This window comes from Rahnella variigena, from assembly GCF_003610915.1.
GTDB classification, from domain to species: domain Bacteria; phylum Pseudomonadota; class Gammaproteobacteria; order Enterobacterales; family Enterobacteriaceae; genus Rahnella; species Rahnella variigena.
Window position 1 is genome coordinate 2,265,260 of record NZ_NSDJ01000001.1, and the last position, 20,432, is coordinate 2,285,691.

Genomic DNA, 20,432 nt, shown 5'->3' on the forward strand with positions numbered 1-20,432 from the left:
GGTTCAGGCGGCGCGATGGCGGCCGGGTATGGCGTCAATCAGCTGGCGGGTGTAATCGCTGGAAGGCAGGGCAAAAACGTCTTCCACGTCGCCGGAATCCACCTGCTGTCCCCGGTTTAACACCGAGACGCTGTGCGAGATTTGCCGGACGGTTGCCAGATCGTGCGAGATAAACAAATAGGTCAGGCCGAGTGAATCCTGTAACTGTGAAAGCAACGTCAGGATTTGCGCCTGCACGGTGACGTCGAGCGCCGACGTCGCTTCATCAAGGATCAGCACTTTCGGCTCTAAAATTAATGCGCGCGCAATCGCCACCCGCTGGCGCTGTCCGCCGGACAGTTCACGCGGTTTGCGGCTGAGTAATTCTTCCGGCAGCGCCACGCGGCGGGCGATATCCAGCACCCGTTCACGGCGCACGGCAGCGGGAATCTTTTCGAAATTCAGCAGCGGTTCTTCGATCACTTTGAACAGCGTTTGTGACGGATCGAGTGAAGCGAACGGGTTCTGATACACCAGCTGGATTTTCCTGCGCAGCTGACGCAGGGCTTCGCCTTTCAGGCGCGTGATGTCTTCGCCGTCAATCAGCACGCGTCCGCTGTCCGGTTTCTGAAAACCGAGCAGAATGCGCGCCAGCGTGGTTTTGCCGGAGCCGGATTCGCCGACCAGCGAATGCGTGGTACCGCGCGGAATACTAAATGACACATGATCTACAGCGCGGAACGCCGCCTGGTTTTTGCCCCCCAGCGTGAAATCATGGGTGATGTTTTCGACCACCAGCACCGGAGATTCCGCCGTGCGAAGTTGCGCACGGTGACGGCCGGAAAGGGCAGGGACATCGGCGAACAGCTGGCGGGTGTAATCACTTTTCGGCGCATCCAGCACCTCGCGGGTGATGCCCTGTTCCTGCACTTTGCCGTGACGGAATACCAGTAACCGGTCGGCGCGTTCAGCGGCAATCGCCAGGTCATGCGTCACCAGCAACACGGCCGTACCGAATTCACGGCGCAGTTCGTCGATCAGATCCAGAATGCGTTTTTGCACCGTGACATCCAGTGCGCTGGTTGGCTCATCGGCGATGATCAGCGCCGGTTGCAGCGCAATTGCGATGGCAATTAAAACGCGCTGTTTCATGCCGCCGGAAAGTTCATGCGGATACTGTTTAGCCCGCTGCTCAGGATGTGACAGGCCAACGCGGGAAAGCAGCTCCACCACGCGGGCGTCGCGCTGCACACGCGGCAGTCGCTGATGGATATCAAGAATTTCCGCCACCTGCGAACCGATGGTTTTCACCGGATCCAGCGAACTGGTCGGATCCTGCGGTATCAGGCTGATGCGCGCGCCGCGCAGGGCATCCAGACGGCGCTGCGACCACTGGCTGATGTCCGTGCCGTTCAGGCGAATTTCGCCCTGTTCGATATGGCCGTTTTCCGCCAGCAGGCCAATAATCGCCTGTGCGGTGGTGGTTTTCCCTGAGCCGGATTCGCCGACCAGCGCCAGCACTTCTCCGGCGTTAATCGTAAACGATACGTTATGCACCACCGGTTTGCCGTCGTAGGCAATTGACACGTTTTCCAGTTCGAGAACCGGCGGAGCCTCATGCGTAAAAGTGGCCTGTGCGTTCATCGCGTTCTCCTGCGTAATGACTGGCTGATGCGGTTGGCCGAAAGCACCACTAACACCACGACCACGCCGGGGAATGTGGTCAGCCACCAGGCGGTGGAAATGTAGTTACGGCCTTCGGCAATCAGTAAACCCCATTCCGGCGTCGGCGGCGGTGTGCCGTAACCGAGAAAACTCAGGGTGGAAATCGCCAGGATCGCGCTGCCGAATTGCAGTGCGGAAAAGGCAATCACCGAGGTCAGCGAGTTGGGCAAAATGTGTCGCCACAAAACAGAGAAGAAAGAACCGCCGCTGCCATAAGCGGCTTCGACGTAATCGCTGTGACGCACCAGCACCACTTCAGCACGTGCCAGTCTGGCGAAGTTAGCAACCGACGTCACACCGACGGCAATCGCCGCATGAACCGTGCCGAAACCAAGCAAAATAATCACGCTCAGCGACAGCAGCAGGCCGGGGATGGACAGCAATACGTCGTTGATGCGCATGACAATGGCATCCACCAGACCGCCGCTGGCACCGGCTGCGAGACCAAGTGCGGTACCGAATACCAGCCCGAGCGCCACGGCGACCAGCGCGCCGGAAAGTGAATGCGATGCGCCGTAGACAATACGCGCGTACACATCGCGGCCAAGCTGATCCGTGCCCAGCCAGTGTCCGGCCTGCGGCGCAAGACGCTGTGCACCCGCAATCCCTTCGGTGCCGCTGTAATCCGTAAATAAACCAGGCGCAATCGCCCACAAAATGACGGTCGCCATCACCAGCCACGCAAGGATTAATCCCGGTTGCAGGCGGGCCGGTTTCCAGCGGCGGCGCTGTGTGAGCGGTAATGAAAGCGTGCTTTTGCCAAGCGGTAAGCTGCTCATGCGGTGGCTCCCCGTGAGTTTTTAGAAGCAGAAGCTTTAAGGCGCGGATCGAGAAGCGGATACAGCAAATCGACCAGTAAATTGATGCCGACAAAGGCGGCGGCGGAAATCACCACAATCGCCTGCAATACCGCGACATCCTGATTATTGACTGCCTGCTGGGTCAGTTGTCCGAGGCCGTTAAGACCGAAGACAGTTTCGGTGATCAGTGCTCCCGCAATCAGTTCGCCAAACAGCAAACCGGCAATGGTAAGCGCCGGAAGCAGGGCGTTGCGCGCCACATGTCGCCACAATACGCCGCTGCGGCTGGCGCCTTTGGCACGGGCGACGGCGACGAACGGTTGTGTTTGCACCTGATCAATGCTGCGGATGAGGATCTGCGCCAGCGGCGCGGAAATCGGCACCGCCAGCGTGATAATCGGCAAAATCAGCCCGACCCATTCGCCCGGATTGATCACCGGGATCCAGCGCAGGTGGAACGAAAAGAACTGAATCAGCGCGATGCCCAGCCAGAAGGTGGGAATGGAAATAAACAGCGACGGCACTGCCTGTAAGGCATTTTTCAGCCAGCCGAAATGCAGCAGGCTGGAAAGAAATGCCAGCGCAAAGGCCACCACGGCGGCCAGTGCGAAACCAATCAGTGCCAGACGCAGCGTCGGCGGAAAGTTGCTGCTGAGTAATTCGGTGACCGGTACGCCAGCCTGAATCGAATAGCCCAGATCCCCGCGCAGGAAATTACCCAGCGTATGCAGATATTGTTGCCAGACCGGCACATCGGCGCCGTACGCAGCGCGCATATCGGCAATCTGCGCCGGGCTTAATCCCATGTCCGGGTTCTGGAATTTAATCAGAATCGCGTCGCCGGGGAGCACCTGCAGCAGGATGAAGGAGACGGTAAACGCCGCCCACAGCACCAGCAATGCCTGCCCGAATCGACCGCTTACGTATCGGCTCATGATTGACTCCCGTCTGTTAATGCTTTTCCAGCCATGCGCCGTAGAAGCTCGGACGCCCGACCGCTTCAAAGCTCACGCCTTTGAAATATGGCGCACCGGCAAACACCTGCGGCTCTTCGAAAATGGGAATCACGTATGCCTGATCGAGCAGGTAGTTCTGCACGTCGCCGGTCAGTGCCAGACGTTTTTTCGGATCGACTTCGGCAGAGATTGCAGTCAGCAGATCGTTAAGTTTGTCGTCGCGGAAGCTTTTCACTTTGCTGCTCAGGCCACCTTTTTGCAGCAGCGCATCGCGGTTAGTCGGGTAGAAGGAGCTTTTGATCACGTCCGGATCGGCACGTCCGACTTCCACCACGTTGGCCGGGGTTTTCTCGGGATCGAGGTTATCCGCCACGCGGCTGCCCGCATCGCCCGCCAGAATATTCAGCTTCGCGCCGACCTGGCTCCATTGCTGGGACACCAGCTGCAACACTTCTTTGTTCTGCGGCTGTGGCAGGGATTCATAAATAGTCAGCGACAGCGTTTTGCCGTCTTTCTGACGAATGCCGTTCGGGCCCGGTTTCCAGCCCGCTTCATCCAGCAGCTTTTTGGACAGCGTCGGGTCGTAAGTCAGTTTGTTACTCAGATCGACATAACCGGCCGCCGTTTTGGCAATCACAGACGTGGCCTGCGGATAGTTTGGCGAGAACAGCGTGTCGACAACCTGTTTGCTGTTGGTGGCGTGCAGCAGCGCCTGACGCACTTTCAGATCCGACACCAGCGCGTTGTCCGGGCGGAACGAAATGCTGTCGTTAACGCCTTTGGTCGGCGCGGCATAAATCGGGAAGTTCTGGTCTTTGGCCTGTTTCTCGTCATAGGCCTGAACCTGACGGATGAAATCAGCCTGACCCGCCAGCAGCGCGCCGATACGCACGCTGTCTTCGCCGGTGACGATCACTTTGATGCCGTCAAGATTGGCGCGACCCTGCTGTTTGAGATTTTTCGGCCCCCAGTTGTAATCCTTCCGCGCCGTCAGATCGACTTCACGTCCCAGCGTTTCTTTGCTGACCACAAACGGGCCGGAACCGATGATATGCGTGGCGTCGCCCAGGGCATCAAAGTTACGATCCAGCGTGCTCAGCGACACCAGACCGGAGCCAATCGTCGCGGTGCCCTGCAGGAAACCCGGCGAGGATTTTTTGAAATAGAACTTCACGGTCAGCGGATCAACCACTTCGCTGTGGTCGTAATTGTTGATGACTTCGGAAACCGGCAGGTGATGCTCTTTATTGCCCAGACCGTAAGTATCAAAGTTTTTTGCGACCGCGCTGGCGTCCAGCGGCGTGCCGTCGGAGAAGGTCACGCCCGGACGCAGCTTGAATGTGTATTCGGTTTTATCGGCATTGAAAGACCAGGATTCGGCGATCCAAGGCTCAATCTCCAGCGTCTTCGGATTCTGATAGGTCAGTTTATCGGTGATCTGATTCAGTATGCCGCCGTTGGGATAGAAGCCGCCTGCGGGCGGATACAGGTTGGTGTGCGCTTGTTGCTCGAGATAAATCAGGGTGCCGCCCTGAACCGGTGTGCCGTCAGCGGCGATGGCGGAAAACGTGCTGGTGAGAAGTGCCCCTAAAGCCAGTGCGCGGGTAACCGCGTTAATCCGGCGAATGTTCTTCATCGTTAAACCCTTTTTCTTATTTGGTGTGATGGCAGGTGAATGACTTATGCGTTCTTAGAACGAAAGTGCTGAGCCCATAACAAACCAATTTAAGGGGGAGGTGAACGAAGGAATTTTGCAATCGTTAGCTGGAAACGGCATTAGGGAAAATGGGCGGGAGGCAGAAAGAAAAAAACCAGCGGCTAATCCGGACGGGTGGACCGGATAACCGCTGGCGATCATCAAAAATGATGAGCTAAGGAGAAACTGAGGTCGTCAGTGATCTTTTAATGCAGCTTCTGTGCCAGTTTTTATTTCAGGCTGTGTTTTTACCTGTTTGCTGCGGCTCAGGAAGGCATTCAGCAAAATCGCACCGAAGGTCGCCGTGCCAATGCCGCCCATGCTGAAACCGCCCAGGCTCAGGGTAAAGTTGCCTGCGCCCAGTACCAGCGTGACCGCCACCATGATCAGATTGCCGTTAAGTCCCAGATCCACCTGATTTTGTACCCAGATACGCGCACCGGCCACGGCGATTAATCCAAACACCACAATCGACGCGCCACCGAGTACCGGCCCCGGAATGGTGTGGATCAGTGCACCAAATTTGGGCGAGAAGCCCAACACGATGGCAACGAGGGCGGCGGCGACAAAAATCAGCGTGGAGTAGATTTTAGTCACGGCCATCACGCCGATGTTTTCTGCGTAGGTGGTGACGCCGGTACCGCCCGCCGAGGCGGAAAGTAAGGTCGCCAGACCGTCACCGACAAAGGCGCGACCCATGTAGGGATCCAGGTTTTTGCCGGTCATGCCAGCCACCGCTTTAATGTGGCCGAGGTTTTCCGCCACCAGAATCACCGCCACCGGTGCAATCATCAGCATGGCGTGAGAGCTGAATACCGGCGTGGTGATGGCCGGCACGCCAAACCATGGCGCTTGTGCCACAGCGCTGAAATCCACCGGAGTACCGAGTCCGAGTCCGTTAGTGATCACCATGTAAATCAGATATGCCGCCACCAGCCCGAGCAGCAGCAAAAGACGCTGCACCAGACCGCGGGTGAACACCGCCACTGAGCCGATACACAGCACGGTCATCACCGCCATCCAGCTGTCGAATGAAGAAGCCGATACGCTGTTAATGGCAATCGGCGCGAGGTTCAGGCCGATCGCCATCACCACCGCACCGGTGACGACCGGCGGCATCAGGCGTTCAATCCAGCGCGTGCCGACCGCCATCACCACAAAACCGATCAGCGTATAAACCACGCCGCAGGCAATAATACCGCCCAGCGCCACGCCGATATTCGGGTTGGCGCCGTGGCCGCTGTAGCCGGTCACCGCGATCACCAGCCCGACAAACGCAGCGCTGGAACCGAGATAACTGGGCACACGCCCGCCGACGACCAGGAAGAACAGCAGGGTACCGATGCCCGACATCAAAATCGCCATGTTGGCGTCAAAACCCATCAGCAAGGGCATTAAGACGGTGGCACCAAACATTGCCACCGTATGTTGCAGCCCCATGATCACTGTCGATCCGAACGGCAGTCGTTCATCCGGTGCGATCACCGCGCCATCCAGATTGCCTTCTCTTTTACGCCATTGTGGAAACCAGGTATTTGCCATGCACGACCCTTACTAAGTTGAGAGGATTGAGTTATCAGGCTATCTGACGCATCAGCGGGTGATAGCGCCGGTCGAAATACACCAGTCCGTGGCTGTCGTCGTTGCGTCGCAATGCAACGGCTTCACAAATCAGGATGTCATGGGTGCCGACGCGGGTGATTTGTGTGACTTTGCAGTCAAACGACACCAGCGCGTCGGTGAGGATGGGCGAACCCGTGGCGAGACGCGCCCATTCGGCGGCATCAAAGCGTTGTTCCATTGGCGTTTTTCCGCCGAATAAATTGGACAGTGACTCATGACAATCAGCCAGCGTGTTTACGCACAGCACCTGATTTTGCGTAAACGCTGAATGCACGGATGCTGAGCGGTTCAGGCACACCAGCAATGTCGGCGGCGTATCGGTCACGCTGCACACTGCAGAGGCGGTGAAACCTGCACGTCCGCCGGGGCCGTCGGTAGTGATGATATTGACGGCAGAACCAAGCCGCGCCATCGCATCGCGATACTCTTGTTTTTCAACGGCGGCTTGTTTCTCCACAGCGGCTTGTTTCTCAACGGCGGCTTGTTTCTCGACAGTGGCTTGTTTTTCAACAGCGACTTGTTTCTCAACGACGGGCATATCGGTCGCAGACAATGTGGCGTTCAGGGTGGATTGCATGGTCATGTCCTCAGAATTTATTCAGTGATGCTTACAGCACACGGCAGGCGCGGTTGAAATCAAGGCGCGGCGCACGGGGATACACTTTGCTGCTGTCGCCGTAACCGATGTTGATCAGAAAATTAGATTTCCAGCCTTCCTGCGCCAGAAACGTTTCATCGACCCTGACATTGTCAAAACCGGACATTGCGCCGGTGTCCAGGCCGAGCGAGCGACAGGCCATGATCAGATACGCGGCCTGCAAACTGCTGTTGCGAAACGCCGTATCCTGCGCCAGTTGCGGGCTGGAGGTGAACCACGAACGGGCATCGCCGGACGGATACAGTTCGGGCAGCAATTCGTAGAATTCCGGGTCCCAGGCAATGATCGCCGTCACCGGTGCGGTCATCGTTTTTTTCAGATTGCCGCCCGAAAGCGCAGGAGCCAGTTTTTCTTTCGCTTCCTGACTCTGTATAAACACGATGCGCACCGGGCTGCAGTTGGCCGAGGTCGGGCCCATGCGCGCCAGTTCGTAAATCGTTCTCAGCTGTTCGCCGGTCACCGGTTTATCCAGCCAGCCATTGTGGGTGCGGGCTTCGGTGAATAAAGTCGCCAGTGCGTTGGCGGTTAATGCTTCGGCCATGATGTCTCCGTGGGCAGGTGACCGGACGGCGTAGCGGGCGCTTGCGCTGAATGCCGCCGCAGCCAGTCCAGTAAAATCGGGTTAAAGGTTTCCGGGTCGGTCACGCTCATGGCATGGCCGCCGTACAGCATTTGTGTGTGTTCGCCCTGGGGCAGGCGGGAAGCCAGATCCACCGACCGCGACCACGGCACCAGCAAATCGTCTTTAGCGCTGAAGGCCAGCGTCGGGGCAATCACCTGACCCAGGCTGTCCGTCAGGTCCGAATCCATCAGCGCCTGCAAACGGTGCAGCAGGTTTTCCATCCCCTGAAAATGCGCCACCTGATGCTGGCGCTCTTCCTGCAATAACGCCTCATGTTCAGAAAGCCAGTCACCCGGATACAGAAACAGCGGTTGCGCCTGCACATAGGCATCCACGCCGCTGTTGAGCAGCAGATTCTGCCGCACTTCAAAACAGCGCCGCGTCTGGCTGTCGAGCTTCGTCCAGCCGTTAATCACCACCAGACTTTGCAGCAATGCCGGATATCGCAGGGCAAGATGCAGGCCGATAATGCCGCCGAGAGCGTGACCGACCAGATGACAGCGGCTGATTTCCAGCTCGTTGAGCATGCCTGCCAGCTCATCGGCCATGTCTTCCATGCGGTAACCGGCGGGCACCGTGCCCTGACTGATGCCGGTACCGTGCTGATCGTAAACCACTACGCGAAAATGTTCCGCGAGCATCGCCAGCTGTGGCTGCCAGAAGCCGCCGGAACCGCCGAGGCCGGAAGAAAGTACGACGGTTTCTGCATCAGCATTTTTCTTACCCAGTATCTTGTAATACATGCTGCTACCTCAGGGAGTTCAGGACAGGTTCCATCGCACGGATTATTTGCCGATATGGGCGATGGACGCGATTTCGATCAGCGCATCCGGTTTCACCAGCCCGCACTGAATGCAGAAACGTGCTGGTTTTTCTCCCGGAAAATATTCGGCATACACCTGATTCACTGCGCCGTAATTTGCCCAGTCGGTGATGAAAATCGAGTTCATGGTGACGTCATCCATGGTGCCGCCTGCGGTTTCGATCACGCTTTTGATGATCTCCAGCACATGACGGGTTTGCGCGGCGGCATCGCCGACATGCACCACGTTATTATCTTTATCAAACGGCAGGGTGCCGGAAACATACACCACGCCATCGGCGAGAGTGCCCGGAACAAAAGGTGCCAGCGGAACGCCGCTGCCAGCCGGAATAATGGCGCTTTTAGGCATGGTTAATCGTCCTTTTCAGAAAGCGGTCAGGCCGCGTTTTGTTCAGTGTTGTAGCCTACGGCGTCGCAGAAATTGCGCACGCTGGAGACCCAGCCAAAGAAGGTTTCGATGTTATAAATCGCGGCTTTTTGCGCGAATTCCGGTCCGGCCTGATGGGTGGCGTCTTCCAGCACTACGCCGAAATATTCCAGAAAGAACCCGTCGCGCAGCGTGGATTCGACGCACACGTTGGTGGCGATGCCGGTGAAGACCAGATGATGAATACCGTAACTGCGCAGCAGGCTGTCGAGCTGGGTATTGAAGAAGCCGCTGTAGCGCGGTTTGGGCAACACAATGTCGCCAGGTTGCGGCTGAAGTTCGTCGACCAGTTCATAATCCCAGTCGCCTTTCGCCAGCAGTTTACCCATCAGTTCCGGGCGCTTGCGCATAGTTTTCAGTGCGTTGGATTTATGGAAGTTCGGCGAACCGGCACCGCCAGCTTCGACATACTGGTTGTCCCAGCCGTTCTGGAAGAAAATCACTTTGATACCGGCGGCACGGGCGGCAGCAATCGCCACTTTGATATTGGCAATCACCGGCGCGGTGGCGGAAACGTCAAAGCCCGCCAGATCCAGATAACCGCCCTGTGAGGCATAGGCGTTTTGCATATCCACCACGATCAGCGCCGTTTGTTGCGGCGTGAAAGCAATGGCTTCAGGACGTGCTGTGAGGATCGTTTCCTCGCCGGTATTTTGGGGTTCACGGCGGACCACAGTTTGATTCTCAACGACGTTCATCATGCGACCTCTTTCTGCTCAGTGCCGATGTGCTGGCGGGTTTTCATTAATGGCTGGATGTAACGGCCGAAGTTTTCAATGCCTTGCACAAAATCATCAAAGGTCAGCAGCACGCCGCCTGCGCCAGGCACGGTGTCGATTTCATCGAGCATTCTGGCGACGCTGGCGTAAGAACCCACCAGTGTGCCCATGTTGATATTGACCGCAGAAGTTGGATCAGCCATCTGGCGGACGTTGGTATCGGCTCCGGATTTGGTGTCTTTGCTGCTCTGATCGGTGAGCCACGCCAGCGCATCGGCATCGGCACCGTCTTTATATAACTCCCATTTGGCACGGGCAGCGGCATCGGTTTCGTCGGCAATCACCATAAACAGGACATAAGAGGACACGTCGCGGTTTTCAGCTTCTGCCGCCGTTTTCATGCGCGCAGCGGTTGGCGCAAAGGCGGTCGGCGTGTTAACGCCTTTACCGAAGCAGAAGTTGAAGTCGGCGTGTTTGGCGGAGAACGCCATGCCGGCATCGCTCTGGCCTGCGCAGATCACTTTCATTTCGCTCTGCGGACGGGGGCTGACGCGGCAGTCGTCCATTTTGAAGAACTCGCCGTCGAGCGTGCAGTGGCCGGTGCCCCACAGGTCGCGCAGAACGCTGACGTATTCGGTCAGGTAGTCATAGCGGCGGGTGAAATAGTCGTCGCCCGGCCACATGCCCATTTGTTCGTATTCTGGTTTCTGCCAGCCGGTGACGACATTCACGCCGAAACGGCCATTAGAGATTGAGTCGATAGTGGCAGCCATGCGCGCCACGATCGCCGGAGGCATCACGAGCGTGGCGGCGGTGGCGTAAAGCTGGATGCGGGAGGTCACGGCGGCAAGACCGGCCATCAGCGTGAATGACTCCATGTTGTGTTCCCAAAATTCGGTTTTGCCACCGAAGCCGCGCAGTTTGATCATCGACAGCGCGAAATCGAAATGGTAGTGCTCCGCTTTCTGCACGATAGTTTTGTTCAGTTCGAAGGTCGGTTTGTACTGCGGCGCAGTTTCTGAAATTAACCAGCCGTTGTTGCCGATAGGAATAAAGACACCGATTTTCATAGCTCACCTCGATTGAAAATAATAAGTACCAAAACAAGGGCTTGCGAAAATCTCTGCGCGGCTTGAGTGCGTCCTGCGGGTTCCGAATTGCACCGTGCTGAAATCTCCTGACGGAAAGGTTATTGCAAAGCGGATGCCAGTTTTTAAATCATGATGATTATCAGCAGGTTAAAAACAAGTCCGAAATTTTGGTGGAGCAAACGGTCTGTTTCAGACCATCTGGTCAAAAATAACTGCACGTTTATCAGGCAGGATTGAGCATAAATGGTGCAAAATTGTTAAATTTATAATCCTTAGTGGTTACGTATTAATGTTGTCAGTGTTACTTCCATCATCGGGGTGCATAGCGATAGTCGCCTGTAGCGCCATTTGCTATGATTTCAGCCTTGCTGTTTGTCTCAGGGAGACGTTGTGAAGCCATTGGTCGAACCTCCGCAGCCTGCCGCCGGAGAGAAAAAATCCCGTCATACGGCGGCGAAAACCCCGACGCGTCGCTCGCGGGCGGTCGCTGCCAAGCGTGGCAATATCATGGCGGCAGCGCTGGAATTCTTTTCGTTGTACGGCATTCATGGCACCAGTCTGGATCAGGTTGCCGAGCGCGCCGATGTGTCCAAAACCAACCTGCTGTATTACTTCCCGTCAAAAGAAGATTTGTATATTGCGGTACTGAAAGGGCTGCTGGATATCTGGCTGGCGCCGCTAAAAGCATTGCAGTCTGATCAGCATCCGCTGGAAGCGATACGCGAATATATCCGCCTGAAACTGTGTGTATCCCGTGACCATCCGCAGGCATCGCGGCTGTTTTGTCTGGAGATGGTGCAGGGCGCGCCGTTACTGAAACAGGAACTGGGCGGCAGCCTGAAAACGCTGGTGGAAGATAAATCGGATGTTATTCGCGGCTGGATCAAAGATGAGCTGATCGCACCGGTTGATCCGATGCAGCTGATTTTTATGCTGTGGGCAACCACCCAGCATTATGCGGACTTTGGCGTACAGGTTGAGGCTATCACCGGTAAAACGCTCAGCGATCCTGAGTTTTTTGAACAGACGGTGAATAACGTGCAGCACATTATTACCGAAGGCATTCAGCTTCGGGCTTAAAGAGGTCAGGATGGATTCGGTTTCTCAGTTTGTATTGGGCGCGGCGGTCGGTATCGCGGTGATGGGCAAACGCGCGCCGGTGTGGAAATCCGCGCTGGCCGGTGCAGTCTGCGGTACGTTGCCCGATCTGGATGTGTTTTACGATCACGGTGACGCCATCAGTAATATGACGATGCACCGCACTGAAACTCATGCGCTGTTGTATCTGACGTTGATTTCACCGCTGCTGGCCTGGCTGATGGCAAAACTGCTCAGCGGCGGGCGGCATTTCAAACACTGGTGGGGCGCGGTCTGGCTGGCGCTGATCACCCATCCGCTGCTGGACTTAATGACCGTTTACGGTACGCAGCTCGGATTACCTTTCACAAACTATCCGTTTGCGGTCGGCAGCATTTTCATCGTCGATCCGCTGTATACCTTACCGCTGATCATCGGCGTCGGGCTGGCGCTGTACCGCGAGCAACAGCGCGGGATCACGTGGAATAACGTGCTGCTGGGGGTGAGTTGTCTGTATCTGGCCTGTACCGCTTTCGAGCAACACCAGGTGACGCGGCATGTTGGCGAGGAATTACAACGCCAGAATATCGAAAGCACGCAGGTGCTGGTCACGCCGACGCCGCTCAATTCACTGGTATGGCGCGTGGTGGTGATGAATAAGGACAGCTACGGCGAAGGATTCACCTCGCTGTTGCATCCGGATTCACCGATCCGTTTTCGCTTTTATCCGCGCGGCGAAGCGTTATACGAGGCGCATAAAGATAATGCGTTTCTGGCGCGCGTCGCCTGGTTCAGCCACGGTTTCTTCAGCGTAAAAGAGCAGGGCGGCCACATTCTGGTCAGCGATTTACGCATGGGACAGGAACCGGATTACACCTTTGTGTTTGATCTCGGCGAAATGAAACCCGGTATGCCGCCAGAACTGCCGGTGAAAGTGGCATCCGCCAGACCGTCCGCCAGAAAAATGCTGGATCAGTTCTGGCAGGCGCTTGAAGTGGAGTAATCCGCAATAAAGTGAAAGGAGCCGTGTGGCGGATACCAGTCACTTATGGAAATGAGGCCCGTGAATTCGGGCCTTCAATGAAGCAAACAGTACTACAAGTCTGATTCCTTCGTTACTTAGAAGCACAGAAATGAATTTGTATTCATAAATGGCTTAATTAAACGGTTGGCATCAGGCTTGAACCCCATTTTTTTATGAACGGTCATTCCATTCATCGGTGTACTTTACATTCCCATCTACGTAATGCCATGTAATCTTGTTATACATCATCGACACTGATTCCATGTGATTAATCTGTGAATTTCCGGCAATTTTAGCGTTTGGCATGCCTGGATTCACGCCGGTAATTTTGACGCCTTCAATTGTCATAATAAAATAAACCTCCTCTTGGCCTGCATCATTGATTCGATACCAGCGTATCTCAGCAGACTTCAAGGTCTGTCCTTTAGCGACAGCCTTATAAAGATATGGACTCGACGAATCGAACTCCTTTTCAAACATCATCGGTGAATGAGACCGGGTGCCTGTAATATTTCCGCTACGGGTATCAACAGGAATATTCAATCCGTGGTTAAATCCGAGGATCTCAATGCTACCCTCTCGGCCATTCACGTCTACAGAACCTTTAATCGCAGCACCACCATCATCATAAATCCACATGTAAGCTGGAATAGGCATTTTCATAAATCCATTTTAATGAATGAGGTGCTACCTTATACCTGTATATTTTCGCCGGCAATTAATTGGGTAGTAAAAGCAGAATTTTAAGAAGTTTATTATTGAGATCCAAGCGTGATTAGTGGTGCCCAATAGGGGAGGGATATTTAATGAGTGGTTGCACATCCTTTACAAGAGATGCGCTGTATACGCCGCAGGGTGTATTCAGTGAACAGTTAAATTAATTAAGTAAGTTGCTCAATCGGCAGAATGCGTCTTGCGAAATGTCTATGCACGAAACTCCTACTATTTATCTTTTTAGGGATGTAATATTGCCAGCTAAGTGAAATTATTGGATGAATATAATGGCTTTGCAAGGGAAGTTTGTGATCAATAATGCGGATTATTCTCCTTTGACTTTCCCGGGCGTGGGTACATTCCTGGCGTTTTCTGGCGAGGGTGCCTATCGAAATCGTGGGGGCTGCGGAAGAGTTGCTGGCAGCGGCCCTCTTCCCGCAGGAAATTATTACATTGTTGAAAGGCCAAAGGGTAGTATCAAAAATAGAATAAGAGCCTGGGGCGTGGATACTTATAAAAGCACATTCTATTATCACGTTGACCACAGTGAATGGTTTGCTTTATATCGAGACGATATGTTAACAGATGATGGGACTATGATTGAAGGCGTGGGACGCGGCGGTTTCAGGTTGCACCCTGGGCAAATATCTGAAGGATGTATCACACTGGCTCATCAGTGTGATTTCGCAATGCTGAGAGACGCTTTATTGCGGACAACCATGGTAGAAGTCCCCTGTATGAAGCACTTAATGGCATATGGAACAATTGAGGTGATCGCCAATGGCAGCATATGTCCTTAAAGGACTGCGGGTTTTGGGGTTCCTGACTCTATTCTTTATCAGTTCGAAAATTTACTTTTTTATCTATGGTGATACAGCAATATTAAATGAAAATACAGCATTTCTGATTGCTAGGTTTTTCAATAATAATCCTACGCCAGAAGATGTTTATGCCATCTCTGACTATGCAGTTCTGGTTATCAATATTATCGTGGCAATTGTTGTGTATTCTGTGGGTATGAATTTAATTCAAATAAAAAGTTTAGTAGGGAAGGGGGGTTCTCAGCACATTGCGAGTATAGCGAAAGGGATAGCACTCAGAATTTTGAAGGTGGTTTCAGTGATTGGCCTTTTCGCGCTGTTCCTTTGTTGCATCGATTATGACCGATTTGTCTCGCCTGACGCGGAATATGGTCCTGCATTGGTATTTGCAATTACAACCTTTCTTACACTGACGAGTTATGGTTTGTTCGTTTATATGTTGCGTAGGTTTATGAGGAAAAAGAGGCCTGAGTCTGATGCCAGTCATTTAAGGAAATGAGGCCCGTGAATTCGGGCCTTCAATGAAGCAAACAGCACTACAAGTCTGATTCCTTCGTTACTTAGAAGCACAGAAATGAATTTGTATTCATAAACGTGTTTAAGTGACGGGCATTAGCCAGGTGGCTCTTCTTTCAATCCCGTCTTATATCAATCATTCAGACTTTGCGGCTGCGGCAGCGCAACCAGTAACCAATCCCCAGCACCACAAACCACAACGGCGTGACGAGAAGCGCCTGACGGGTGTCATCCTGTAAGGTCAGCAGCACCAGAACGAAGGCAAAGAATGCCATACAGACCCAGCACATCAGTTTACCGAGTGGCATTTTGTAGATGGATGCTTCGTGCAGTTGAGGGCGTTGACGGCGATAGACCAGATAAGAGCAAAGAATGATGGTCCAGACGAACATAAACAGAATCGCCGAAACGGTCGTGACCAGCGTGAAGACCGTCACCACGTTTGGGATCAGGTAAATCAGCACCACACCGCCGAGCAGGCAGATGCAGGAGAAGGTCAGGCCGTTTGACGGCACCGCGCGGGAAGAGAGTTTACCGAACGCTTTCGGCGCATTGCCTTCCTGTGCCAGTCCAAACAACATGCGGCTGGTGGAGAACACGCCGCTGTTAGCGGAAGAGGCCGCCGAAGTCAGCACCACAAAGTTGATAATGCTCGCCGCCGCGGGGAGACCGGCCAGCACGAACAGTTCAACGAACGGGCTTTTATCCGCAACTACGTGGCTCCACGGTGTGACGGACATAATCATGATCAGCGAGAAAACGTAGAACATGATGATGCGCAGCGGAATGGCATTAATCGCGCGCGGCAGGGACTTCTGCGGATCTTTGGTTTCGGCGGCAGTAGTGCCCACCAGCTCGATTCCGACAAACGCGAACACTGCTATCTGGAAACCGGCAAAGAAGCCGCTGACGCCTTTCGGGAAGAATCCGCCGTCATTCCATAGATTGCTGAAGGAGGCGACGGTGCCTGCTGGAGTCTGGAAGTGTGTCAGCACCATCACCAGTCCGGCAATAATCAGCCCGACAATGGCGACGATTTTGATCATCGCAAACCAGAATTCCATCTCACCGAACATTTTCACCGTGGCAAGATTCAGGCTGAGCAGCACCAGAACGCAGAGCAGGGAGGCGATCCATTGCGAGAGGCCGGGGAACCAGAATTGTGCGTAGGCGGTAATTGCCACGACATCTGCGATGCCGGTCACCACCCAGCAGAACCAGTAGGTCCAGCCGGTGAAATAGCCGGCCCACGGACCCAGCAGGTCGGCGGCAAAATCGCTGAAAGATTTGTATTCGAGGTTGGACAGTAAGAGTTCGCCCATCGCACGCATGACGAAAAACAGCATAAAGCCGATGATCATGTAGACGAAGATGATGGACGGACCGGCGAGGCTGATGGTTTTGCCTGAGCCCATAAACAGGCCGGTACCGATAGCGCCACCGATGGCGATAAGCTGGATATGGCGGTTGGAGAGATTTCGCCGCAGACCTTCAGCGCTCTCTTCCTCCGGCCGGGCGAGGATTTTTGACTCTTCTTGCATGTTGTATAGATTCCTGTTTTTTGTTTTCTGCGTATGAACTCCGCCATATCGCATTCATTTACGGCAATTATTCGAGCTCTGAGGCTCTTATATCATCTCAGCTGGAACGACAGCCGGAGTGAGTGATTGTAATAATAATGTTAATTTCGAATATGTTATAACCGACATGAAAAATGCCAGCCAGGGTAAATGTATCGTAATTTTTACATAGTGGATAACTGAGTGTTAATTAATCAGGTGTGAGCTGAAGGGGAAGAATAATACCTTTTTTTGGTGTGATGAGCTTCACAAATATTTACCGGAAAGACGGTAAAAAAAGTAAGGGTAAGCGTTTGACATCATCAGGATAGAGGAGAATAATTCGTCCCGTTGGGTCGTTAGCTCAGTCGGTAGAGCAGTTGACTCTTAATCAATTGGTCGGCGGTTCGAACCCGCCACGACCCACCAACAATTCGCAAGCCCTTGCATTATCTCCTGCAGTTTTAATTCTTCTTTCAGTATTACGTAATACGTTCTCCGCCAGAAAATATAAGCCAGAGATAAAAGAACGCCTTTTGTTCTCAGAAGGTTTTTGTTCTTAAAAAAATCGATGAAGTTTTGTTTTTAAATTAACCAGCAAGTTGGGATTATTCACACAAGCCTTAACGGCTGTAATGACTGAATGATTATGGAGGAGTCAGGCCCCTGAATGAGGCCAGAATATGTTAGGGCGAGGTGATGCAGGAGTATATCAATACATAATAGTCGTATTGGGAGTCTTACCATTCTTTAGCTGTTTTTGCACCCGCATGCACAAGCTGAAAATCAGCAGATGAACATGGGTGATAAAAGTACGTTCTTCAGAAAACTGACTGCTGCGTAAAACGACCGTTTCGGAACGGTTCTGTTTGGCAACCAGCAGCTCAATCCCTTTTTCACGAAATTCGTCTTCGTATGCCTTAACTATCCCTGCGGGAGCGATGAGTGTGTAACTGTACATAATCATTCCTGACACTGAGTTGAACATCTGATCGGATAAATCTGATTAAGAATATCAAATACGACCTGATAACTATTAGCAATTCGGGTGATGGTTTTTTATACGGATGTCACAAATCAGCACGACTTTTAAGAAGTCCGGACACTTCACCGGTTGCCGGTACAGGTTTTTTGTTGCCCGTTGCGCGCACGCTGCTATCATTCGTTCATAAACTCAGGGAGATAACGATGAAAAAAACACTGGTGGCCTTGGCTGCTTTATTTTTAGCCGGGTGTGCGAGTAATCCTTATGAACCGACGCTTCAGGTTAAATCAACCTACGCCAATGCCAGCGCGGTTGCGCCAGAAGGGCAAACGCATATCCGTTTGCATCGGTTAGAACAATCTTCAATGGTGCCGTTTGAGAAGACCTGCCCGCTGCTGGTGATTCTGGACGGAAAGACAATCGCCACTCTGCATTTCAATCAATATGTGGATTTGAATGTGCCAAACGGTATGCGCAAGATTGAAGTGCGGATTGCCTGTGCGCTGACCAAAACCACCGGCTCGATCACGGTCGATGCGAACGGGAAAAACATCAGTCTGGAAACCGACCGTAGTTTCTTCGGAACCTACAATATCCGGCCTGAGGGCAGCACTAATAAGTAATAAAATAAAAAACCCGCGAAAGCGGGTTTTTTATTGTCAGCCATTCGTCTGCATTTTCAGATGTACGGCCTGGACCACTCAAGAATCTGATCGTGCTTCAGCGGACGTGAGAAATAGAAACCCTGCACCGAATCGCACTGAAGCTCTTCCAGACACAACAGGGTATCGTTGTCTTCAACCCCTTCCGCCACCACCTGATAACTGAGCGCATGCGCCATTTCTATCATCGACTTCACAATGACTTTGCTTTTGTTGTCATTGCTGATGCCCTTAATCAGTGACTGGTCCAGTTTCAGCGTATCAGCCGGGATCTTTTGCAGGTAATTCAGATTACTGTAACCGGAGCCGAAATCGTCCAGCGCGATGCTGATCCCCATATTGCGTAGTGCATCCAGCGAGGCCACGGCGTGCGGATTATTCGCCAGCGTCTGAGTTTCCAGACATTCGATTTCCAGCATCGAGGGCGATACCTGATGCAGAATCAGCGCGTTGTGAATGCGCTGCACCAGATCCTGTTCTACCAGATTATTGGCGGTCAGGTTAATCGATACCTGAATTTGTGCGCCGCGTTTTTGCCATTCGGCAATTTGCATCACGGCCTGGGTGATCACCCAGTTGGTCAGCGGAGTAATCAGCGGTGTTTTTTCAGCCAGAGGAATAAATTCGGACGGCGAAATCACGCCGAGAGTCGGATGCTGCCAGCGGATCAGCGCTTCAACGCCCTGGAATTTTTTATCGGCCAGGCGAATTTTCGGCTGATACAGCAGATGGAAATCTTTGCAGGAGGCAACGGTCGCCATCAGATCATTCAGCAGGTTAAAGGCGCGCCGCTGGATAACATCCGATTCCTGATGATAGGGCATCACCAGCTGGTTTTTGCTGATGGCTTCATGCAATGAGGACATCCCCTGCCGCATGATGTTTTCAGCGCAGTCAGAGGTTGGCGAAAACACCGTATAACCGGCATGCAGGCGGACATTTATCGGAATGTCGCTGGTGATACTTTTCTGAATTCTTGTCGCCGCATTTTCCAGCTGAGTGAAGATTTCTTCCTGCTCATCAATGCGCTTGATGAGTGCAAAGCGACCCAGCATCAGGCTGTACACTTTGTCATTTTCGTTGAGTTCACTGCGCAGGAATGAGCCGATATCTTTGAGGATATTTTCGACTTTTGGGATACCAATGGCACGGCCAATGTCATAGGCGTAGAGCGTATCCAGCGTGTCGATCATTATCAGCAGATAAGCGGTATTGTCCGGCGCTTTGATCAGTTGCGCGATGTCTTCCATCAGACGCTGGCGGTTAGGCAATCGCGTAACGATATCAACAAAACTCATGCTGCTGCGGGATTCGATAATGTCGATGACAATCGCCGCCAGATCCGAGAGCATTTCTGTTTCCTGAACGGAAAAATCGCGGGGATTCTTATCTGCCAGGCATAAGCTGCCGACGGCAAAACCTTCACGGGTAATTAGCGGGGCACCTGCGTAAAAGCGCATCCCTTCTTCACCAGTGACCAGCGGGTTCTCGTTAAAACGGGGATCCAGAGTAGCGTCATTCACCACCATCACCGACGAAGAGCGAATAGTGTAATCGCAAAAGGCGATATCCCGTGCGGTATAACACAGCGCGGTATTGGTTTTAGATTTAAACCACTGACGATGCTGGTCAACCAGAGTAATGATGCAAATTGGAATATCAAAAATCTGCTGAGTGAGACGGGTAATCAGATCAAGGACTTCATCCGGGTTGCTGTCCGCAATCTTGAGTTTTTGCAGCGCCGCAAGCCGTTTATTTTCGTTTGGATTCAGAACCCTTTTCATTCTGTACGACCTCTGATCGCCGAGCTGGACGCGTTTAGTTATGCACTATAGCGTGACTTTGATTCATTTATCATTTTCTTTTGTCCGTTTTGCGAGGGTGGCTGTCAGTTAGTCAGGCGCAGGAAGTTATCGTTTGCGTAGTATGAACCTACCGGCGCATCGCAGCTGCCT

Annotated in this window: 20 protein-coding genes and 1 tRNA gene; 6 read left to right on the plus strand and 15 right to left on the minus strand. The window is 53.2% G+C overall.

Annotation, left to right across the window (positions count from 1 at the left end; genetic code table 11):
- Positions 1-3: 3 nt before the first annotated feature.
- The 11 genes from CKQ54_RS10500 to rutA form a co-directional block, all read right to left on the minus strand.
- A complete protein-coding gene (locus tag CKQ54_RS10500) occupies positions 4-1,623 on the minus strand; it encodes a dipeptide ABC transporter ATP-binding protein (protein ID WP_120160542.1) in 1,620 nt (539 codons plus the stop codon).
- Positions 1,620-2,483, minus strand: a complete 864-nt coding sequence (locus CKQ54_RS10505) for an ABC transporter permease (RefSeq protein WP_120160544.1) — start codon at positions 2,481-2,483, stop codon at positions 1,620-1,622. The genes CKQ54_RS10500 and CKQ54_RS10505 overlap by 4 nt, the downstream gene beginning before the upstream one ends.
- On the minus strand, positions 2,480-3,439 hold the full coding sequence (locus tag CKQ54_RS10510) for an ABC transporter permease (RefSeq protein ID WP_113878311.1): 960 nt from the start codon (positions 3,437-3,439) through the stop codon (positions 2,480-2,482). Before CKQ54_RS10510 ends, CKQ54_RS10505 begins: the two co-directional genes overlap by 4 nt.
- Positions 3,440-3,455: 16 nt before the next feature.
- Complete coding sequence (locus CKQ54_RS10515) at positions 3,456-5,096, minus strand: TIGR04028 family ABC transporter substrate-binding protein (RefSeq protein WP_120160546.1); 1,641 nt, start codon at positions 5,094-5,096, stop codon at positions 3,456-3,458.
- A gap of 255 nt (positions 5,097-5,351) precedes the next feature.
- On the minus strand, positions 5,352-6,698 hold the full coding sequence (gene rutG, locus CKQ54_RS10520) for a pyrimidine utilization transport protein G (RefSeq protein ID WP_112291215.1): 1,347 nt from the start codon (positions 6,696-6,698) through the stop codon (positions 5,352-5,354).
- A gap of 34 nt (positions 6,699-6,732) precedes the next feature.
- Positions 6,733-7,317 carry an NADH-dependent FMN reductase RutF gene (gene rutF, locus CKQ54_RS10525; RefSeq protein ID WP_425272809.1) on the minus strand — a complete coding sequence of 195 codons (585 nt, stop codon included), beginning with the start codon at positions 7,315-7,317 and terminating at the stop codon, positions 6,733-6,735.
- 70 nt (positions 7,318-7,387) lie between these two features.
- On the minus strand, positions 7,388-7,978 hold the full coding sequence (locus CKQ54_RS10530) for a malonic semialdehyde reductase (RefSeq protein WP_120160548.1): 591 nt from the start codon (positions 7,976-7,978) through the stop codon (positions 7,388-7,390).
- The gene (gene rutD, locus CKQ54_RS10535; protein ID WP_120160550.1) at positions 7,963-8,802 is read right to left on the minus strand and encodes a pyrimidine utilization protein D; all 840 of its coding nucleotides are present in this window, start codon (positions 8,800-8,802) and stop codon (positions 7,963-7,965) included. Before rutD ends, CKQ54_RS10530 begins: the two co-directional genes overlap by 16 nt.
- Positions 8,803-8,844: 42 nt before the next feature.
- Positions 8,845-9,231, minus strand: coding sequence for a pyrimidine utilization protein C (gene rutC / locus CKQ54_RS10540; RefSeq protein ID WP_113878315.1), 387 nt, complete (start codon positions 9,229-9,231; stop codon positions 8,845-8,847).
- Positions 9,232-9,257: 26 nt separating this feature from the next.
- Positions 9,258-10,010 carry a pyrimidine utilization protein B gene (gene rutB, locus CKQ54_RS10545; protein WP_208644588.1) on the minus strand — a complete coding sequence of 251 codons (753 nt, stop codon included), beginning with the start codon at positions 10,008-10,010 and terminating at the stop codon, positions 9,258-9,260.
- Positions 10,007-11,098 (minus strand): pyrimidine utilization protein A, encoded by a 1,092-nt coding sequence (gene rutA / locus CKQ54_RS10550; protein WP_095921289.1) that lies wholly within the window; start codon positions 11,096-11,098, stop codon positions 10,007-10,009. The genes rutB and rutA overlap by 4 nt, the downstream gene beginning before the upstream one ends.
- Positions 11,099-11,509: 411 nt before the next feature.
- On the opposite strand from rutA, the gene rutR reads away from it, so the two are divergent.
- Together rutR and CKQ54_RS10560 are read left to right on the plus strand one after the other, a co-directional pair.
- Positions 11,510-12,199: an HTH-type transcriptional regulator RutR gene (gene rutR, locus CKQ54_RS10555; protein WP_120160552.1), complete on the plus strand. Its 690-nt coding sequence runs from the start codon at positions 11,510-11,512 to the stop codon at positions 12,197-12,199.
- Positions 12,200-12,209: 10 nt separating this feature from the next.
- Positions 12,210-13,199, plus strand: coding sequence for a metal-dependent hydrolase (locus CKQ54_RS10560; RefSeq protein WP_120160554.1), 990 nt, complete (start codon positions 12,210-12,212; stop codon positions 13,197-13,199).
- Between the two features lie 192 nt (positions 13,200-13,391).
- On the opposite strand, the gene CKQ54_RS10565 is transcribed toward CKQ54_RS10560, so the two are convergent.
- The gene (locus tag CKQ54_RS10565; RefSeq protein WP_120160735.1) at positions 13,392-13,877 is read right to left on the minus strand and encodes an Hcp family type VI secretion system effector; all 486 of its coding nucleotides are present in this window, start codon (positions 13,875-13,877) and stop codon (positions 13,392-13,394) included.
- A 344-nt stretch (positions 13,878-14,221) separates the two neighbouring features.
- Here CKQ54_RS10565 and CKQ54_RS10570 point away from each other — a divergent pair, with 344 nt between their 5' ends.
- Together CKQ54_RS10570 and CKQ54_RS10575 are read left to right on the plus strand one after the other, a co-directional pair.
- Positions 14,222-14,734, plus strand: a complete 513-nt coding sequence (locus CKQ54_RS10570) for a DUF2778 domain-containing protein (protein WP_113878328.1) — start codon at positions 14,222-14,224, stop codon at positions 14,732-14,734.
- A complete protein-coding gene (locus tag CKQ54_RS10575) occupies positions 14,715-15,254 on the plus strand; it encodes a hypothetical protein (RefSeq protein ID WP_120160556.1) in 540 nt (179 codons plus the stop codon). Before CKQ54_RS10570 ends, CKQ54_RS10575 begins: the two co-directional genes overlap by 20 nt.
- A gap of 157 nt (positions 15,255-15,411) precedes the next feature.
- Here CKQ54_RS10575 and cycA read toward each other — a convergent pair whose 3' ends face one another.
- Entirely contained in the window at positions 15,412-16,812 is a 1,401-nt protein-coding gene (cycA, locus tag CKQ54_RS10580) for a D-serine/D-alanine/glycine transporter (protein ID WP_120160558.1), read from the minus strand.
- 371 nt (positions 16,813-17,183) lie between these two features.
- Here cycA and CKQ54_RS10585 point away from each other — a divergent pair.
- A tRNA-Lys gene (locus CKQ54_RS10585) sits at positions 17,184-17,259 on the plus strand.
- Between the two features lie 283 nt (positions 17,260-17,542).
- Here the strand turns inward: CKQ54_RS10585 and CKQ54_RS10590 are convergent.
- Positions 17,543-17,791 (minus strand): hypothetical protein, encoded by a 249-nt coding sequence (locus CKQ54_RS10590; protein ID WP_120134601.1) that lies wholly within the window; start codon positions 17,789-17,791, stop codon positions 17,543-17,545.
- Positions 17,792-18,018: 227 nt separating this feature from the next.
- On the opposite strand from CKQ54_RS10590, the gene CKQ54_RS10595 reads away from it, so the two are divergent.
- Positions 18,019-18,438, plus strand: coding sequence for a hypothetical protein (locus tag CKQ54_RS10595; RefSeq protein WP_120160559.1), 420 nt, complete (start codon positions 18,019-18,021; stop codon positions 18,436-18,438).
- A 56-nt stretch (positions 18,439-18,494) separates the two neighbouring features.
- On the opposite strand, the gene CKQ54_RS10600 is transcribed toward CKQ54_RS10595, so the two are convergent.
- Positions 18,495-20,261 (minus strand): sensor domain-containing phosphodiesterase, encoded by a 1,767-nt coding sequence (locus CKQ54_RS10600; protein WP_120160561.1) that lies wholly within the window; start codon positions 20,259-20,261, stop codon positions 18,495-18,497.
- Between the last annotated feature and the right edge of the window lie 171 nt (positions 20,262-20,432).

What these genes read in the sequence shown, in the direction of transcription:
- CKQ54_RS10500 (WP_120160542.1), bottom strand. Translation starts at nt 1,623, where the DNA reads ATGAACGCACAGGCCACTTTTACGCATGAGGCTCCGCCGGTTCTCGAA.
- CKQ54_RS10505 (WP_120160544.1), bottom strand. Translation starts at nt 2,483, where the DNA reads ATGAGCAGCTTACCGCTTGGCAAAAGCACGCTTTCATTACCGCTCACA.
- CKQ54_RS10510 (WP_113878311.1), bottom strand. Translation starts at nt 3,439, where the DNA reads ATGAGCCGATACGTAAGCGGTCGATTCGGGCAGGCATTGCTGGTGCTG.
- CKQ54_RS10515 (WP_120160546.1), bottom strand. Translation starts at nt 5,096, where the DNA reads ATGAAGAACATTCGCCGGATTAACGCGGTTACCCGCGCACTGGCTTTA.
- rutG (WP_112291215.1), bottom strand. Translation starts at nt 6,698, where the DNA reads ATGGCAAATACCTGGTTTCCACAATGGCGTAAAAGAGAAGGCAATCTG.
- rutF (WP_425272809.1), bottom strand. Translation starts at nt 7,317, where the DNA reads ATGCCCGTCGTTGAGAAACAAGTCGCTGTTGAAAAACAAGCCACTGTC.
- CKQ54_RS10530 (WP_120160548.1), bottom strand. Translation starts at nt 7,978, where the DNA reads ATGGCCGAAGCATTAACCGCCAACGCACTGGCGACTTTATTCACCGAA.
- rutD (WP_120160550.1), bottom strand. Translation starts at nt 8,802, where the DNA reads ATGTATTACAAGATACTGGGTAAGAAAAATGCTGATGCAGAAACCGTC.
- rutC (WP_113878315.1), bottom strand. Translation starts at nt 9,231, where the DNA reads ATGCCTAAAAGCGCCATTATTCCGGCTGGCAGCGGCGTTCCGCTGGCA.
- rutB (WP_208644588.1), bottom strand. Translation starts at nt 10,010, where the DNA reads ATGATGAACGTCGTTGAGAATCAAACTGTGGTCCGCCGTGAACCCCAA.
- rutA (WP_095921289.1), bottom strand. Translation starts at nt 11,098, where the DNA reads ATGAAAATCGGTGTCTTTATTCCTATCGGCAACAACGGCTGGTTAATT.
- CKQ54_RS10560 (WP_120160554.1), top strand. Translation starts at nt 12,210, where the DNA reads ATGGATTCGGTTTCTCAGTTTGTATTGGGCGCGGCGGTCGGTATCGCG.
- CKQ54_RS10565 (WP_120160735.1), bottom strand. Translation starts at nt 13,877, where the DNA reads ATGCCTATTCCAGCTTACATGTGGATTTATGATGATGGTGGTGCTGCG.
- CKQ54_RS10570 (WP_113878328.1), top strand. Translation starts at nt 14,222, where the DNA reads ATGGCTTTGCAAGGGAAGTTTGTGATCAATAATGCGGATTATTCTCCT.
- CKQ54_RS10575 (WP_120160556.1), top strand. Translation starts at nt 14,715, where the DNA reads ATGGCAGCATATGTCCTTAAAGGACTGCGGGTTTTGGGGTTCCTGACT.
- cycA (WP_120160558.1), bottom strand. Translation starts at nt 16,812, where the DNA reads ATGCAAGAAGAGTCAAAAATCCTCGCCCGGCCGGAGGAAGAGAGCGCT.
- CKQ54_RS10590 (WP_120134601.1), bottom strand. Translation starts at nt 17,791, where the DNA reads ATGTACAGTTACACACTCATCGCTCCCGCAGGGATAGTTAAGGCATAC.
- CKQ54_RS10595 (WP_120160559.1), top strand. Translation starts at nt 18,019, where the DNA reads ATGAAAAAAACACTGGTGGCCTTGGCTGCTTTATTTTTAGCCGGGTGT.
- CKQ54_RS10600 (WP_120160561.1), bottom strand. Translation starts at nt 20,261, where the DNA reads ATGAAAAGGGTTCTGAATCCAAACGAAAATAAACGGCTTGCGGCGCTG.